Origin of the sequence: Siphonobacter sp. SORGH_AS_0500, assembly GCF_031453245.1 — a bacterium.
Classification (GTDB): Bacteria; Bacteroidota; Bacteroidia; order Cytophagales; family Spirosomataceae; genus Siphonobacter.
In genome coordinates, this window is the sequence record NZ_JAVIYT010000006.1 from 77,735 (window position 1) to 95,461 (window position 17,727).

Annotated in this window: 13 protein-coding genes; 4 read left to right on the top strand and 9 right to left on the bottom strand. The window is 42.3% G+C overall.

From position 1 onward, the window contains the following. The first annotated feature begins 145 nt into the window (after nucleotides 1-145). The 3 genes from QE357_RS21965 to QE357_RS21975 all read left to right on the top strand — a co-directional run bounded on the left by QE357_RS21965 (nucleotide 146) and on the right by QE357_RS21975 (nucleotide 4,058). Nucleotides 146-2,143 (top strand): beta-L-arabinofuranosidase domain-containing protein, encoded by a 1,998-nt coding sequence (locus tag QE357_RS21965; protein ID WP_309712480.1) that lies wholly within the window; start codon nucleotides 146-148, stop codon nucleotides 2,141-2,143. A 751-nt stretch (nucleotides 2,144-2,894) separates the two neighbouring features. Then, the gene (locus tag QE357_RS21970; protein ID WP_309712483.1) at nucleotides 2,895-3,557 is read left to right on the top strand and encodes an AAA family ATPase; all 663 of its coding nucleotides are present in this window, start codon (nucleotides 2,895-2,897) and stop codon (nucleotides 3,555-3,557) included. A gap of 126 nt (nucleotides 3,558-3,683) precedes the next feature. After that, nucleotides 3,684-4,058, top strand: coding sequence for a hypothetical protein (locus tag QE357_RS21975; protein WP_307143883.1), 375 nt, complete (start codon nucleotides 3,684-3,686; stop codon nucleotides 4,056-4,058). A 25-nt stretch (nucleotides 4,059-4,083) separates the two neighbouring features. Here the strand turns inward: QE357_RS21975 and QE357_RS21980 are convergent, their stop codons facing one another. The 6 genes from QE357_RS21980 to QE357_RS22005 form a co-directional block, all read right to left on the bottom strand. Continuing rightward, on the bottom strand, nucleotides 4,084-4,992 hold the full coding sequence (locus QE357_RS21980; RefSeq protein WP_307143882.1) for a replication initiation protein: 909 nt from the start codon (nucleotides 4,990-4,992) through the stop codon (nucleotides 4,084-4,086). Nucleotides 4,993-6,387: 1,395 nt separating this feature from the next. Then, a complete protein-coding gene (locus tag QE357_RS21985; protein WP_309712490.1) occupies nucleotides 6,388-6,939 on the bottom strand; it encodes a DNA-3-methyladenine glycosylase I in 552 nt (183 codons plus the stop codon). A gap of 90 nt (nucleotides 6,940-7,029) precedes the next feature. Beyond that, nucleotides 7,030-7,557, bottom strand: a complete 528-nt coding sequence (locus QE357_RS21990) for a hypothetical protein (protein WP_309712493.1) — start codon at nucleotides 7,555-7,557, stop codon at nucleotides 7,030-7,032. 10 nt (nucleotides 7,558-7,567) lie between these two features. Beyond that, the gene (yidD, locus tag QE357_RS21995) at nucleotides 7,568-8,773 is read right to left on the bottom strand and encodes a membrane protein insertion efficiency factor YidD (RefSeq protein ID WP_309712496.1); all 1,206 of its coding nucleotides are present in this window, start codon (nucleotides 8,771-8,773) and stop codon (nucleotides 7,568-7,570) included. A gap of 492 nt (nucleotides 8,774-9,265) precedes the next feature. After that, on the bottom strand, nucleotides 9,266-9,466 hold the full coding sequence (locus tag QE357_RS22000) for a hypothetical protein (protein ID WP_309712499.1): 201 nt from the start codon (nucleotides 9,464-9,466) through the stop codon (nucleotides 9,266-9,268). A 332-nt stretch (nucleotides 9,467-9,798) separates the two neighbouring features. After that, nucleotides 9,799-11,205, bottom strand: a complete 1,407-nt coding sequence (locus QE357_RS22005) for a sugar MFS transporter (RefSeq protein ID WP_309712502.1) — start codon at nucleotides 11,203-11,205, stop codon at nucleotides 9,799-9,801. Nucleotides 11,206-11,698: 493 nt separating this feature from the next. On the opposite strand from QE357_RS22005, the gene QE357_RS22010 reads away from it, so the two are divergent. After that, nucleotides 11,699-13,714: a DNA/RNA non-specific endonuclease gene (locus QE357_RS22010; protein WP_309712506.1), complete on the top strand. Its 2,016-nt coding sequence runs from the start codon at nucleotides 11,699-11,701 to the stop codon at nucleotides 13,712-13,714. Between the two features lie 368 nt (nucleotides 13,715-14,082). Here QE357_RS22010 and QE357_RS22015 read toward each other — a convergent pair whose 3' ends face one another. The 3 genes from QE357_RS22015 to QE357_RS22025 form a co-directional block, all read right to left on the bottom strand. Next, a complete protein-coding gene (locus QE357_RS22015; protein WP_309712509.1) occupies nucleotides 14,083-14,403 on the bottom strand; it encodes a hypothetical protein in 321 nt (106 codons plus the stop codon). Between the two features lie 157 nt (nucleotides 14,404-14,560). Next, entirely contained in the window at nucleotides 14,561-14,749 is a 189-nt protein-coding gene (locus QE357_RS22020) for a hypothetical protein (RefSeq protein ID WP_309712512.1), read from the bottom strand. 266 nt (nucleotides 14,750-15,015) lie between these two features. Beyond that, nucleotides 15,016-17,526 carry a prolyl oligopeptidase family serine peptidase gene (locus tag QE357_RS22025; protein ID WP_309712515.1) on the bottom strand — a complete coding sequence of 837 codons (2,511 nt, stop codon included), beginning with the start codon at nucleotides 17,524-17,526 and terminating at the stop codon, nucleotides 15,016-15,018. Nucleotides 17,527-17,727: the final 201 nt, after the last annotated feature.

Below are 17,727 nucleotides of genomic sequence, written 5' to 3' on the forward strand. Positions count from 1 at the left end.
AAGTGAAATTTCGTAGAGGGTTACGCCTTCGTTAAATCACCAAGCGTTGGCTTAATGCTAGGATAATCTGGTTAAATTTCCAGAGAATCAGGGTTTATCTCCCCTCACTTGTATTTCATTGCGTCATTACCTCTTTCAATAACCTATGAAAAAATTGCTAGTTGCCCTCGGGCTCAGTGCGACATTGGCTGCTACTGCTCAGACTACACCTACCCTCTCCTACAGCCGAGCTCCACTGCATCAGAATCCCTATCAGGAGCTACCACTGGGAGCTATTAAACCTAAAGGCTGGCTCAAAGAGATGCTGGTTCGCCAGAAGAATGGAGCTACCGGGCATCTGGACGAGCTTTATCCACTGGTTATGAATCATAGAAACGGCTGGCTAGGCGGTGACGGCGATCAATGGGAACGCGGGCCTTACTGGATTGACGGCTTATTGCCCCTCGCCTACCTGCTCGATGATGCCGAATTGATTTCGAAAGCTAAGCCCTGGGTAGAATGGGCACTTAAAAGCCAGCAGCCCGACGGCTATTTTGGTCCAGCAAAAGATTATGGGCCCGAACCAGGTATTCAACGCGATAATAGCCGAGACTGGTGGCCTAAAATGGTAATGCTGAAAATATTGAAACAGTATTATTCGGCCACTGGTGATCAGCGGGTAACTACATTAATGACGAATTATTTCCGGTATCAGCTAAAGGAGTTACCGGCCAAACCACTGGATCACTGGACTTTCTGGGCCCGGTACCGGGGCGGAGACAATTTGATGATGGTGTATTGGTTGTACAATCAAACCGGGGATCCCTTTCTGCTCAAACTCGGAGATTTAATTCATAAGCAGACCTTTGATTATACCGATGGTTTTCTGAACACTGATTTTCTGACCCGGGCGGGTAGCATTCACTGTGTCAATCTGGCTCAGGGTATTAAATCTCCCATCATTTATTACCAACACCATCCCGAGCAGAAATACATCCAGGCCGTTGAGAAAGGATTCGCCGATATTCGGAAATTCAATGGCATGGCTCACGGACTCTACGGCGGTGATGAAGCCTTGCATGGGAATAATCCTACGCAGGGGTCTGAATTATGCTCGGCTGTGGAAATGATGTTTTCTCTGGAAAGTATGCTAGAGATTACGGGTAAGGTAAGCTTTGCAGATCACCTGGAAAAAATTGCTTTCAATGCCCTGCCCGCTCAGGTTTCAGAAGATTACCTGACACGCCAATATTTCCAGCAGGCGAACCAGGTAATGGCTACCCGACAAACCCGGAATTTTGATGTTAATCATGGCGGCACAGACGTTTGTTTTGGTTTACTTTCCGGCTACCCTTGTTGCACCTCTAACATGCACCAGGGCTGGCCAAAATTCACTCAAAACTTGTGGTATACTACACCCGACCATGGTATAGCCGCTTTGGTCTATGCTCCCAGTCAGGTAAAGACAAAAGTAGGCTCAGGAACGGACGTCACGTTCACAGAGGAAACTAATTATCCCTTCGAAGAATCGATTCGCTTTACGCTTACCATGAAAAAGAAAGTAGTAACATTCCCTTTTCAGCTACGTATTCCTGAATGGTGCAAACAAGGGCAAATTCTGATTAATGGCAAAGTAGTGCAGGAGCCTAAAGGTAATCAGGTAGTAACCCTAAACCGATCGTGGAAATCGGGAGATGTAGTTGAATTAAAGTTACCCATGCACATCTATCATAATTCCTGGTATGAAAATTCAAGATCCGTAGAACGTGGTCCTATCGTTTACGCTCTAAAGATTGGTGAATCTATGAAGAAAGTTAAGAATGAAAAAGACCCGATTGATTACGGTGACTCTTACGTAGAAGTTCGCCCGACAACTCCCTGGAACTATGGTTTAGTTAACATTTCTCCAGAAAAAATTGATCAGCATTATTCAATCATAAAGACAGGAAAATTTTCTAATTTCCCGTGGAAATCTGAAGAGGCTCCTATCCTACTCAAGACGAAAGCAAAACGCATTCCATCCTGGGGATTATACAACGACATGACTGGCCAAGTTCCTTATAGTATTACCTATAATCTTGAAACCGGTGAGACCGAAGAGATAGAACTAATTCCATACGGATGCACGAAGCTTCGTATTTCTCAGTTTCCAGTAGTCCATTGATTGAAATATACAGTTATTTATATATAAACTACATATAAATAACTCATTGTCAAATATTTATCATCATATTATACTCTAAAATAAACACTAATTTTAACGTTATTTATCTGTTGTTATCTATACAACTTTAGAGTTATTTTTAACGTTAAAATTACAGGTATTCATCTTCAAGTGCTTTACTAGCTATAACGTTTAATTTACCGTCAAAATCGACGTTAAATTAATAACAACAACAACTTTATTTTTAACGTCTTTTTTAGATTTAAAATTAGAACTGTCTTTCCGAATCTATCTAGTCAATTTTACCTGTAATTTTAACGTTAAAATTACAGGTAAAATTGACTTTTTAAATATAAGCAATAGCACTAAAAATACCTTTAATTAAAGAGCCTTTTTTAACGTTAAAATCAACGTATATTTTTCAGTAAAATCCACTTCTTATTTAGTCTCATTTTTAACGTTAATTTTAATTCTATTATATACGTTATTTATAACTTCTTAACTAGCTCTATTTGAAGAGTCTATTTTAACGCTAGTTATAGCTTCTTTATCAATTCTGAATATAACGTCAATATTCATTCTGAAAATACCTTCCACTTATGAGTCAAAAACAGAGTCAGTAAAGAAGTTTATTTGGAATCTATTTTTAACTTTGTACCCAACTCAGTAAAAGGCGTTCATTTTCAAGTTATTTTTAACGTCTTTTTTAACGCTATTTTTACACTTTTATCTAACGCTATTTTCAAAGGCTATGGTATTCACCGTTGGAGGAATCAAAGGAGGGAGTGGCAAAACCACCATCGCAACCAACTTGACCGTTTTACTTTCCAAACAGGGTTTTGACGTACTCCTGGTAGACGCCGATGAACAGGAAACATCGACCGATTTTACGACCTGGCGGGAAGAGAACTTGCAGGGAGAAATTGGCTATACGGCCATTAAACTTTCGGGCGAAAGTGTGCGTAGTCAAATTTTAAAACTCATTCCGAAGTACGATCACATCGTAATTGATACGGGTGGACGTGATACCACAAGCCAACGGGCCGCTATGACGGTTTCAGATGTGTATCTGGTTCCTTTTAATCCCAGAAGTTTCGATTTGTGGACGCTTAACAAAGTAGAGAAGCTGGTGCAGGAAATCCGGGCGGTCAAGGCCAATCCTTTAACTGCTTTTGCTTTTCTAAACCGAGCTGACCCTAAAGGTTCAGACAATAACGACGCAGCAGAATTGCTGAAAGATTCCGAAGTCTTTACGTACCTGCCTACAGCTCTGGTGAATCGTAAAGCTTATTCCAATGCCGCATCTCAGGGCTTAGGTGTAGTTGAGCTCGAAGTCAAAGATTCGAAAGCCATTGCAGAAATCACCACTCTTTTTGATTCTTTTAAGGAGTTGATTTCCAGCGAAATAGAATAAATATATAGCGTTGATAATAACTTTATTTTAGAAGTTAATTCTAACGTAGAAATTACCTTTTAAATCGAAGTTATTTTTAACGTCAACATGAATTGATAAGTAACGTCATATTAAGCACTTAACGTTATGGCCATATCCTCAGCACCAAAAAAGAAAGCTCCGGTTGAAGTAGTAAATGAAGATGAAATTATGCAGGTGATTAATCGGGGAGGATCTACCACCCGGTCATCACCGGAGCCCCCACAGCCAGAGGAATTACCTAAAGTGACTAAAACCAGGAAATCGGCGGAAAAGAAGGTAGTCGCCGAAGTTGTGCCTGAAGTATTGAAACGGTTTTCGATAGAACTGACGGAATCTGAAACCGACATGATTAAGCAATTACGTACGCATCGGCCTCAACGGGGACGAGCCCGCAAGATTACCATATCCGTTACCGACTGGATTGTAGAAGCGGTTCAGGAAAAAATAGAACGGGAAAAACGTAAATACGGTGTTGATTAACCCCAAAGCTGGGGTAGGGGAGGGGTTAAGACAGTCCAAAGGACTTAGCCGTATAACTCCCCACATTTTTTATTTCGTTGTTCGCCAACCGAATTTCAATGTCGTAGAGAATTTTATTGATTTTATCGATTGGAAACGATTCAATCACTTCCTCAGCCTGATCCGCCCGTAATTTAAAACGAGTCATCAGTCGGTTGATTAAAGGATTGAGATCAATGACGCTGGGTTTATTGAGGTAAGACACTTCGAATTCAACCTGCTCAACGGGCTTACGACCCCGTCCGGGGCGGTCGCCCAAAATAGGAGAGTAGGTGAACGTTAAATCTGTGTTACCATTGATTTCACGGCTGGCCACTTCCAGAACGTCCCGCTGAAATTGCGTCCAGATTGGATACTTATCCTTACCCGTTTTGGAATCTATTACTCCAAGCATTAGTTTCAGATCCATCAGGTTCCGGCGGAAGGTTTTGTTCTTCATGTTTTTATACATGCAAAGCAACTCGTAAATCCGCTTGGCATAAATCGACTGAAGGCTGATGGCAGCCTGTAACTGAATCTTGGTAAACTTCTCTTTCAGGTCGACGTAGAAAGGACGAATTTCCTGGGAAAGTGCAATTTCTATAATTCCTGTTCCTTTCTTATATTTGGCAGAAGCCGCAAAAGTAGTTTGTAAGAAATCGCCATTGGGAAGATACCCCTGCACCAAACGGGTTACAATACGGGCAGTAGCATTCTTGTAAGATTCAAAATTGATTTCGCCGCTACCCATGATGTGGGCAATCTCCTTGATGGATACCTTGTACACCTTAAGCGGCGAGTCATCGGGACGAACCTGGGCAATCACCATGTACATGATGTTTCGCTCCGTTTCCGTCATTTCATAACGAGCCTGGGTAATAAAGTTATCCTGATAGATTTCAATCGGCGTATTCATAGGATGAAGTTGTGATTTTCAGGCAAATAAAGATAAAAAAACAATATAATGTACTCCATTCAGTAAAATACATTTTTTTACCGACCAAACCTCCTTTTTTTAAGACCTAAATACCAACCAAACCCCATTTTTTTAGACCTTACTGACCAATTAAACCCCATTTTTTTACCAACCAAACCCCATTAAATAAAAGTTATCCACAGATTAAATATCTGTTAATCAGTTAGTTATTTCAGTAAAAAATTCCTTCAAGAGATTATCAAGAGAATATTGAAAAACACAATCTCTTGATAATGAAAAATTCCTCTGCTTTTTGGGCATTGAACGCACTCGAATCAAAATACATTTTAATCAAGAAAATCAAAAAGCGTGGGTAAAAAGAAAAGAGGAGCTAGGCCGAAAACTAAATTATTAGTTTATCGTTTCTAAGTTTGACTAACCCTAAGCCTAGGAGGAGATGCTTTATTTCTTCCATAAATCGTTCCTAAGGCCTTTTCTATACTATTCATAGGAATTAGGCCGCCGACACAAGTTATGCTGAATCTGAGAGGAAATTTTAAGGTCCTTGCTTGTTAAGATAAAAACTAGTTTGCCAACCAAACCACATTTTATTATTCGATTTTCAGATGGAATGACTTGGAACTATAATGTTCGGCTGACTTTAACCTATTGGTAGACAGGAGACTCTGATAACCAAAGCCAATCACCAACCAAAATACATTTAATTACTAACTTAATCCATTAACTTAGAAGTAAAAGGATCTGATAATCAGCAATTTAATTACTATACTCTGTACTTCAGATCCACACCAATCAAAATACATTTAATTACTGCTTGCTCATCAGATTTACTGATCGTTTTACCTCAATACCGACCAAACCACATTTTATTAATACTCTTTTTATACAAAGAATACTGATACTGAGAAGTAAAAGCACCAACGAAACCACATTTTATTAAATCCCTCTCTTGAATAAATTTTACCAACCAAACTACATTTTATTGAATCAACTTTTATCAATAAACTCCTCTCTATCTGATCATTACCTTAGTTAAACCGAAAAACTGATAGTAAAATTAAATGTACTTTGGTTGGTAAAACTCAGCCCTATGTCATAAGCCCACTTCGACGGCATTACCATAAGAAATTCTACTACCGACGAAAATACATTTAATTCACCTTATTCATATTTAAGTATCTGATATACAGTGTACTGCGATTAATAAATAAAGTAAAGCTTTAGCATCATGATTGTAAAGTTGACCAGCAATACGTTATTCCCGCAAGAACACTAACCAAAGTACATTTTATTAGGGATGCCTTCTGAGAAACGTCCAATCAACGTATAATAACTATGGGTAGTTGTTTTTAAGTCCAAACTACTGGGATAATCCTAAGCATTTTCTGCCCATTTAGGATTTTTATTTAATGTATTTTGGTAGATGGGACACGTCGACGTGTGAGCTCCGGGTAGATAACCAATACTCATTAGAAAGGAATGTACAATCTCGCCACCCGTAAAACGAAACGTCTTTTTAAACAACTTTACCCACTCTTCCTTCTTTTTCGGATGATGTGACTCCAGCCAATTTTCAAAGGAACCAAACTCTTTTTGAAGCTGAAGGATCGTTTTCGCATTTTCGATAGCTGCATTAATCTTCAATCGATTGCGGATAATACCCGCATCACCCATCAATCTTTCCCGATCCGACTCAGTATAGGCAGCCACTACTTCAAGATTGTAATGATCGTAGGCTTTCCGAAAATTAGACTCTTTCTTCAAAATGGTTTCCCAGCTCAGTCCTGCCTGATTGATTTCCAGTAGCAGTCGACCAAAAAGTTCGTTATCATCATGGATTGGAAACCCGTAATGATGGTCGTGATAGGTTTTATGCAGAGCCTTTTTTTCGCCGTCCAGGTTTTCGATATACGTACAGTAAGACATAGGGAATATTCTATAAATGGTTTGAACGTATAAAACAGAAAAGGAAAGAAGGGTTCCTCCTTTCCTTTTGCTAATTGTAAATGAAGCTCACTATTTCGTATCAATGTTCATAGACATCGCAACCGCAGGGCTTACTTCAACACCCGGTGGAACCTCAGCATTTTTACCTTTCATAGTCAGAAACAGGATACAGATAAACACGCCTAACACGATGGACAAGGTCTGTTTATCTTCTCCTTCGTTATAAAGATTTCCTCCGGTAAGAAAAATTTCCTGACCATCAACGGCTTGCACAGATTTAATCTGGATTTCAACGAAACCTTCTTTACCCAGGCCTTTTGCTTTCTGAGCACGCATCACCTGACCTTTTGCGATGGTACCAGCTGCAATGACTACCTTATCGTCTGATTTCACATCATACCGTACCCGAAAGTCGATCACCTGGCCGGGAATAACCTGATCGGAACGAATGAATGAAATGGTCTCCAGCGGAATCACAGTTCCGGCATTGAGTGGGACTCCATTCCCTCGCATTTGGAATGACATACAGGTAACGGCCACCACTAATACTAAAGCGATGTGCTTTACATACATTGATTTACAGATAGAATTGATCATTGGTTTGTATTTAAAGGTGAGAATTGAATTCGAGTTTATTAATCAGTTGTTGGGTTTGCTGCTCGTTGTAACGTTTCGCACTTTTAGCAGCCCCTGTCATATTACCCAGGTAAAAACTCAGGTTAAATACACCAGTTAAGGCAGTCATTCCATAGTTTTCCTTCTTAATATTTGAATAGGTAGCGAAGCCTAATAATCCATTGATTAAGAAGGAAGTAACCGCCGTTTGCTTATGCCCTGTGTACCAATAACCGGCCCCGGGAATAATGGAAAGGGCACCCGCTACTAAAGGATTTTTCTTTTTTTGATTATTAGCTTTGATAATGAGCTGAATAGCCAAATTAGATAGAGCCGTATAGTTCTGAAAAGCAGAAAGTTCCCGATAACTTTGGAGGGCTAGATCCCAGTTTTTTTGTTTGGTATAAAGTAGAGCCTGTAAGTTAAGTAGCTTAGGTTTGGTTGGACTTGAATCAGCCTGTTGAAGGGTACGTGAAATCAATTGAATCGCCTGCTCGTTATTATGTAACTTATCCTGAATCAATGCTATTTGATAGACAAGTTCAGGTTCTTTTTTGAGGGATTCTGGTACTTTGGTTTCATACTCAAAAATCGCTTTTTCGTAATCATTGGTGGCCTTTAGACAGATTATTTTATTAATAATTAATTCATAACTAGGGGTATCATATTGATTTTCAATGCGATGTATTTCCAGTAAAGCTTCGTGATAATAAGCGTTATTAATTAATTTCTTGACCAGTTTAAGCGTAGAGTCAGGAGCCGCAAGGTTTGTAAAGGCGAAAGAATAACCATTTTTAGTGTAATACAAACTTTCAGGAACAGGATCATAATCAGGGTAATCGATGTATTTAAAGCCTGAATTACTGAGCGTCAACGCATAATAGTTCTGATCATGACCACATCTTAAAAGACGATCTGAAGTCAGTAAAAATGCATTAACAAAAGACGTTTCCCTGAAAACTTTTAAACCATAATTAGAACAACTAGGGTACATCGGACACTGGTGTCCACGAATACCACTTATATAGGTTTGATATACCCCAATGTAATCGTTAACGGCTGATTTTTTGGCAACGTTCTGCTTATAAAACGATTGATTACTAGTCAGCGTCTGACCATCAGATTGGTAAGTAAACGTCTGGGCACTACAGTAATAAGAAAAAAGCTGGAGTGCTAAAAAATATAAAAAATGATTCATACTAATCACTTACTCATGTACCCTTCAAATGTATACGCTAGTAAGTAACGAAGTGGCATCTAAAAGCTTAAAGAAAGTTAAATTATATAATAAATTTTTTTAATTTATGGGAGTGAAGGATTCCTGATCTAAGCAGATTCTGCAATCTATTTAAGGCTCTGATATTGTTTCCCCAAATAAATCGTGACGGAGCCCTGCAAGCTGGGTTGAATCCAGTTGGTTTGGGTAAGTCTGCCCGCTTTAATAACTCCTTCCAGATTAACGCGTCGCGTTAATCTGATTTCCAGGCCTGCTAATGCGTTAATTTTAGGACTTCTATAAATTTGAGGAGGTTTAGGATTATCAATATCCCAATTCCATATTTCGAAATAGCCATAACTAAGGCCTCCACCCAAAAAGCATTAATGGGTTTTCGATCACCAGTATAATAACGAGTAAAAATGCCCCCTTCTACTCGGGTAGAGAAGAGGAAATGAAGTTCTCCTTCTGCACCTATCCACCAGTTTTTTTAGGAAAATAACCCGCTCTGGTAGATAGCCCATAGAAAGTAACACCACCACTCACAAAACTACTTTTAGCCTGATGAGACGGTGAAAGCTTTTCATCACTTTCCAGGATGGCTTGGTTTTGGGCGTTAGTTTGAGAAGAAAGTAGAATACAGGAAAAGAAGAAGAATAAAAAGATACGTTTCATAAGTTGGTAGAAGATCAATACAGACAGCTTGATTACGGGCAAATGTAGGAAATAATACGTCATTAAATTTCCTTACTAATCCCTCATACTACTAGTGATCGTTAATGCTAAAAGCGGAAAATCTGTTTTTTCTGACTAGATAAAAGGCATTTAACAGAAATAAAGACTAATAAGATATGATTTTGAAGGCTAAACAGTCGATATCGATTCTAGAATTTATAAGGGTACTCTTTTTCCTTCACTAATATATTTTTACCTTAAAAAAGAACTCGGGCCACTAGTTTCCTAGACGGAGACTAGTGGCCCGAGTTCTAATAAAACTATTTCAAGTACTACGAACGAGAAGGCTTATACCCAATGAATCCGTAGAATGCAATGTATACGTAGCAAATCAGCGGTAACAGAAAGGACAATTGTAGGTTGTGTGTAACGTCCGCAAAAGCTCCCTGCAAAGGAGGAATAATGGCTCCACCCACGATTGCCATTACCAGTAGAGAAGACCCCTGGCTGGTGTGAATACCCAGATTTTTGATCGCTAAATCGAAAATGGTGGGGAACATGATGGAGTTGAATAACCCGATGGAAATCACTGCCCACATGGCCACCGAACCCTGACCGAAGATGGCAACGGCTAATAAAGCCACTGTAATCGATGCAAAAAGCCCTAAAGAACGGCTGGGATTGGAGGCTCCTAAAATGAAGGCGAAGATGTTGAAAGCCATTAATCCCAGTACAATCATTGCAATGGCGGGATCGTACAAGGTGTACACCAACCCGAAAGCTACCAGCCCAATAACAGCCATGATGCCGTATTTAGTAACGGCTGACTGATACCGAGCTAAAGCGACGGCTCCGAAGAAACGGCCTACCATGGCTCCACCCCAGAAAAAGGAAAGGTAATACGTGGCCTGAGCTTCATTATAACCAGCAATGTTAGGCAATTCGAGAAAACCAATAATGCTGGAACCGATGGACACTTCACCGCCTACATAAGCGAAAATACAGATGATACCGAGTACTAAATGACGATACTTCAAAGCACCCGCGTCACTAACAATGGTGCCTTCGCTACCTACTTTGGGCAGGGGAGAAATTTTAATAATTCCGGCAATGAGCAACAACATCACCGCCAGGGCCACGTAAGGAACCCGAACCGAGTCAGCTCCCGAAGAAGCATTGGCTCCGGCAAAAATCAGATAACCGCCAATAATGGGGGCTACCGTGGTACCAAGAGCGTTCAGGGCCTGCGTCAGGTTCATCCGGCTGGACGAACTTTCTGGTGGCCCCAGGATGGACACGTAAGGGTTAGCCGTGATTTGAAGCAGCGTGATTCCCGAAGCCAAAACGAATAGAGCCAGTAAGAAGAAACCGTAGCTTTCCAGACTAGCGGCGGGCAAAAACAGTACACATCCAACGGCCGCGATTAACAATCCGAGGATGATTCCGTTTTTATAACCAATTCGCATGATGGGATCACCTTTGGTTACGGACAGAATAAAATAGATGAGAGATACGATAAAGTAAGCCCCAAAGAACGCTGTTTGAATCAGCATGGCCTGCCAGTGCTGAAGATCAAACACCTGCTTCATTTTCGGAATCAGAATGTCGTTGAGACAGGTAATTAACCCCCACATGAAAAAAAGAAGCGTGACGGTAATGAGCGGCCCACGGTAATTAGCTCCGGCGGAGGAGACATCACTACGGGCGGCCGATGTAGAAGAAACGGGTACTCCAGCCATATTTAATAATTCAGTAATGTGTTGAAATGGAAAGAATGTGATGGTTACGCCGATGTCAGTCCTACGATGGGTTCCCCGCTTGTAACGCTGAAAGAAGAAAATGATGGGCAGGAAGATGTGATAAAAACTTCGTAACCTACTTCAAATCAGTATCTTATGGGGTTTCGAAGCAAGTCCGAACACCAGAAATAGTTTTCATGTGGGTCATTGACCATCAATCAACTATATAGCATAATCCTTTAAAAGTATGACTGTTTTACGTCTTAAGTCAAGCTTTTACTTGAAAGTTAATGTATGTCAACGGGCCAAACAGTTACTAAAATGGCTTTCCAGACCTCTAATACCTTCCCTAAGCTATTGAACAAAAGGAATGAATTTTCGTATATTTTCTACGATTCACGACACCATAAAATTGACTTCATGTTCAGGAAACAAGGCATGACTATCTTCGGAAAGTGGTCTGTGTAGAACCTCCCCTAAATCAACCCATGAAATGGCCTCAATCTCTAAAAGTCAGTTAACCGAAATATTTGAGCGTTACCAGGAAATTCAGAATCAAACCTTTCTGCCCCTGGAGCCGGAATTAACTACCGCCCGACTTCAGGTGATGGTGGAAAACTCGCTAGACAAGCCGCAGGAAGCTCTGGAGAAAATTCGGGGAACGAATAACCTTACTTCGGTAGCGACCTTTCTGCGGGGTTTTGAAGTGAGTATGTCCGTAGGCCTAATCTATGATCGCCGAAAACCGGATATGGATCGTGCGGCCATCGGCACCGGATTCTTAGTTGCTCCCGGCATTTTGATTACTAACCATCACGTCATCGCTTCAAAAGAAGAAGCTCAGCAGTATGGTGTTTTGATGAATTACCAGCGAAATCTCGAAGGTAACCTTTCCATTTCCTACGCATACGCCTTTGCTCCCGATGAGCTTTTTTACACCCATGCTCATCTGGACTTCACGGTCGTAAAAGTGGTGGCCCAGGAATTGAAACAAGCCAAAAAGCCCATTACTGATTTTGGCTATTTACGATTGATAGAAGAAAGTGGCAAGATTACCAAGGGTGAATTTGCCGCCCTGATTGAACATCCCAATGGCAAACCCAAGCAGGTTGTGTTGTTCGAAAACGCCATTTTGTATGACCGCCATCCCGACTTTTTGTTATACAGCACCGATACCGACGAAGGAGCTTCCGGTTCTCCGGTTTTCAATTACGAATGGGTTGTGGTGGCCTTGCATCACGCGGGCGTTCCTTCTTCACTGGATGATTTACAGCAACTGGGTAAGGGCGAGATTGACGAAAATGAATACCCTAAAGCCGCTAATGAAGGAATTCGGATCAGTGCAATCATGAAGCATTTGAAGGAAAATCATTCACTGGCGTATGAATTAATCATTAAGGCGGCCCTGGATCCCTTAACCGAAAGCATTCCCGTTCAGCCTTTTCTGGATGCCCGTCCGCTGGCGGCTCCGCTTCCTTCACTGGAATCACTAAAAGAAACCAAACCTATGTCAGAAAACAAAGAGTCTATTCCTTCGGTGACGAATGCATCTTCCGAAACGGTGATTCATCTGAATATTCCCCTGGAAATCAAAATAGGACTGCCTCAGGTGGTTAATGCCGAAGCCATAGTCGTTTCTAATGAACTAGAGAAAAAAACGGCTGTGGTGAGTGATTCGGTAAATCGAAATATCAAAAATCGGGAAGGGTATAAAGCCGATTTTCTGGAAGGGTTCCCCATTCTTCTTGAAAGTCTCTATAAACCTTTTGCCGATAAAAAACTGATTGCCCCAACGCTCCAGGAAGAATCGGAGCTTAAGTATGTGCACTTTAGCGTAGTCATGCACAAAGTTCGCCGGATGTGTCTGTTGACGGCGGTGAATATGGATGGACAGAAAATGGTAAAAGTGCCGCGTAATGATAATTGGCAACTGGATGGCCGAATGGATGTGAAGTATCAGTTGGGCAATGCCGTGTATGCGAATAATGATCTGGATCGCGGGCACATGGTTCGGCGGGAAGACCCTAACTGGGGCCCTGATGCAAAAACAGCCAATGACGATACCTTTCATTACACCAACTCCTGTCCGCAGCATAAAGATCTGAATCAGAAAACCTGGTTGAATCTGGAGGATTATGTATTAAACAGTGCAAAAGCCCACCAACTGAAAGTATCCGTTTTTACAGGGCCAGTTTTAGATGAAAACTATGTGCATTACCGCGAAGCTTTGGTTCCTGCCCAATTTTATAAAATCGTGGCAATGGTGAAAACTGACGGAACGCCTTCGGTCACGGGATACATTTTGACACAAAAAGAAATGATTAGCGGGCTGGAGCGGGTGATGACAGACTTCGTTTTCGGAGCATTCAAAACCTATCAGATTTCTCTTGAAAAGCTGGAAGAAATCACGGGTCTGGATTTGTCTTCGGTGAAAGCTTACGATCCTTTAAATAAAGCTCTGGAAAGCGTTCCGAGGGAAATTGAAGAAGCAGGGGATTTAGTTTTATAACTTCTTTACCTTTTATAGCCACTACACCTTCCTGAAAACTCTAAAGCTTTCAGGAAGGTGTAGTAGCGAGACAAAATGAATGCCTCCCGGCAAAGTCATCATTTCTTATGCTGTCCTTTCTACTAAAGTGTGATTCTGTTACCCTATAAACTAGTTCATCCCCCGGCCAGACGCGATGAAGTTACGTCTCTACCCTTTGACGGCTTTAATCCTATCATCTCGAACGTAGGGAGAAACCTTACTTAGCGAGTGGTAAAATGGAGTTACAGCAAAGTTAGCTAGCTCAAGAGGTTATGAAATGATGGTAGAGTTTTTAGGCTCAATGGCTTCGCAGCCCAAAGCCTCACTTGATTTAGCATTTGAGTCATTTAGTTCAATTCCAGAATATAGTCCTTCCAATGATCGGGCTTGTGATTACCCTCCAACTGCGGATTATCTGAATCGTGAATATGATAGTCATCTTCAGGAATTTGGTAACTATCTTCCCAATAACTCTGCATGAAATTGATCAATCTCGAAAAGAGATACAACTGATATTTTTCTGTGTCTTCACCGTTTTCGGGCTTTGTTCCAATGATATGAATTTGACGCTCATGGCCCTGATCGCCATCGAGGCTGATGTAGGTAAAAGTTAGTTCGTATTCTTCCGTAGAAGAAGCTTCGCAGGCAGTAAATTGATAACGCGGCATAAATACGTAGGTTTTAGCGACTGTCTAACAATAAGAGTTAAATAAAAGGCTCTCCTCACTTCAGGAGAACTGTTAAATTTTATGCTCCAGTCTGTGATCGAGAGCAAAGTTGCTAGCTTCCCCGGATGAAATCCGGGGACACGGTTGGTATTTAGGGCTATTTCATACTTAAATAACCGCTAACTATTATATTATCAGCGTCTGTCATCCAGAGCGAAGCGAAGGATCTTATGACCTTTTGCGAGCTTGCTGGCTCATGCGGTAACTTGACTAAACCAGCCCAGCCCCATTCTACTGCCGCACTCACTCGGCTAGAGCCGAGCGACTGCGAGGGAAGTGGGTTCATACCCCATCTGCCGTTATCGCTCAGGGTTTCAAAAGCTCTGATTACATGAAGGTTTTCGCTTATAAATTTCAGACAGGCTCTTATAATCCTTACGATTTCTGTTCCTACCAAAAGTCTATGCCTGCCTTTTAAATGTAAAACGCCGTTACTGTATGTCGCATCAAAATTTTATAAGAATCATTTCAAAATAAGAGAGGTGTACGCTTAAGTATAAAAAAAGCGAGGCTCTGGATTCACCCAGAGCCTCGCTTTTTGAAAAGAGCCTATTAGTTGAGCACCGACCCTTCGGGCATAAGTTTCCAGTTGTTATCAAAGAAACCAGCCATTTTTACGCCTTTGCTACCCGATTGAAGCATATCCAGGCTAAAAATCATGTAGTCAGGAAAGCCACTGGCTCCGGCAAAATACTGGTTGGCCGAAGAGGCTTTGAAACCTTTAATGCCTGTACCCGTAATGACAGATACCGAGGCCTGAGCAGAACCCCGTAAGGGCCATACGAAGTAAGCCGCCAGATCGTCCCCATTCCAGTTTTGGTTTCCTGCTTTTATCCCGTTTCGATCTACCTGAATCGGACAGTCAGCCAGCAGGGCTTTCCAGGCCCCGTTGGTGCTTGCGTTTCCGTACAACACCACACCCCGGTTAGCGTATTTCTGTAAAGCGTATTCTTTATCCGAAATAACATCAACGGCACCGTTGCCACGATAATACCAGGTTTCCGCATCAAAGCGGGCTTTTTCCACACTCCACTGATTTTCCTCTGTTGTGCCCTGCGTTCCATACACAAAGATCATCCGGTGATTAAACCCATCCTTGAAAGTACCGTAGCGATGCGGACCTTTTTCCTGAAGTGAAGGAGCCTGTACCTTCGTCCAGCCGCTGGCTTCCCGCCGCAAGTAAATGCTGTCCTGAGCCGATGCGGTGGTAACAGTAAGGGAGGGAAGGCTATCCAGTGTAATGCTTACCTTCGCATTTGAGCCAAAGGCATGAAGAGCCAGTTTTAACAAGTGCACGTTTTCGGTTTTACCCGTAATGGCTTTCTCTGATCGTTGCAGTTGAATACGGCTGTATTCTAGTGGTTTTATTTGTTGCTGAATCCCTGCCCAGTAATAAGACGCAGAAACACCCGGATTAGAAGTAATGAAATCAATGGAATGAATGGTAGAGTCCGCCGGACGCTGGTGCCATTTGAAAAAATCGAATAGGGGTTTCCAGTCTACACTGTGATCTCCGAACCAGTGAGAACCGCCGGGGTACTCATAGTAACTGAGGTCGGGATGAAAACCACCGAGTGCTTTTCGCATTTGTCGGGCATAAGTAACCGGAACGGTCCGATCCGCATCGCCGTGAAAAACGTAGACGCCCAGAGGTTTGTAGTTAGTTACCAGTTTTAAGACATCACTTTGATTGCCCGAACGCAGCAGCATTTGTTCCATCGGAACTTCGCTGCTCGCAGGAATAAGACCATCGGCAGAACCGTACTCTTTCAAAGTAGGATAACCCGCACAAGGAGCAATAGCCGCCCATCTATCGGGGTACGTAGCTCCGAGAAACCAGGTTCCATGTCCACCCATTGAATGACCCGTTAGGTACACCCGTTGCGGGTCAGGATTGAAACGGGTTTTCGCTAGAGTTAATACTTCCAGGGCATCCAGCCGCCCCCAGTCTTCCCAGTTGAATCCACGGGGACGGCGGTTAGTGGCCGCCACCAGCGTACCCCAGTCTTTGGCTTTATAAGCCCGTGCCTGACCGCTGGCTTCTACGCCAGCCCCGTGTACGGACAAAAACAGAGCTGACTGAGCAGTGGGAGTAGTAGATTGCGGCGTAACTGCATAGTATTGCAAGCTTCCGTCGATGCTGCTGATGAATGTGTTGCTGTAAGATTCGCCCGGTGCAACAGCCTCCAGAGCAATCGTAGCCTGATCAACGGATTTACCCTTGCGAATTAAGCTGAGCGTACCCTCCGTTTTACCCTTGGAGGTGATGCCACTGGCATCTAGTGTAAAAGGCACTTTCCGGGTAGTCAGAGCCGGAATGGGCGGTAAGTTTGTCAAAACTTCCTTGCCCTGAAAGCTACTCTTTAGTTGTAAATCCGTCAGAGCATTGCTAGATGTATTAATGACGACCACGCCCGCCTGCAACAATTGATTAGCTCCGCCAACGATGGGTTGGGGTAAGGTCAAGTCCTGCGTTTGCAGGAGTATAGGTTTTGTAGGGAAAGTCAGGCTGGCAATAATCGAAGTTCCTCGGACGTAAAAGGTGTTTAGGCCTTTTTTAAGTTTCACGGGAACGTCCATATACCCCATACTATAGGCATCGCCCATGTGCAGTTCCTCGTTTACATACACATGGCTGTTCCCTTTGATGTTCAGAATAGCCACTTGTTCTTTAGGAGAATGGTAGCTCAGATAAATATAAGCTCCCGTTCCTGCAAGGCCACCCCGCATGCTTCCGGGATTAATACCGGGTCCGGCAGGGCCGCCGGAACTGCTTCGAAAACCAAAACGTCCCCGTAGACGGTGCAGACTATCGGCAGTAATGGCCTGCCACTTGAGTTCATCTCCTTGCTCGCTCTTCCCGAAAACGGAGCCTTCCGCGGGCGTTTTGAGCGTGTGCGTGTACAGTTGATACGCCAGCTGATCGGTATAGATGGCTTCCCGGCCGTATCGCTGTGGCACACTGGTCATCAATCCCTTATCAAAGTAATGAATCTGTTGAGCCTGTACGACCTGACTAAAAGTAGTGATGAGTAATCCTAAAGCACCAAGGCTGGCACGCATAAAGTTGAGGTTTAAGTCAAATGAGAGTTTAATGGTGAGAATAGAAATTAAAAGTAACGTTGAACACACAAAAATGGCCTGAATTGCGATGAAAGACGGATTAGGGACGATTAGAAAAAGGTTTTTGCAAATGCATGGTTATTCCTTCAAGGAATAATAAAAAAGTCGCCAACCTGCGGGCTGACGACTTCTAATCCAGAA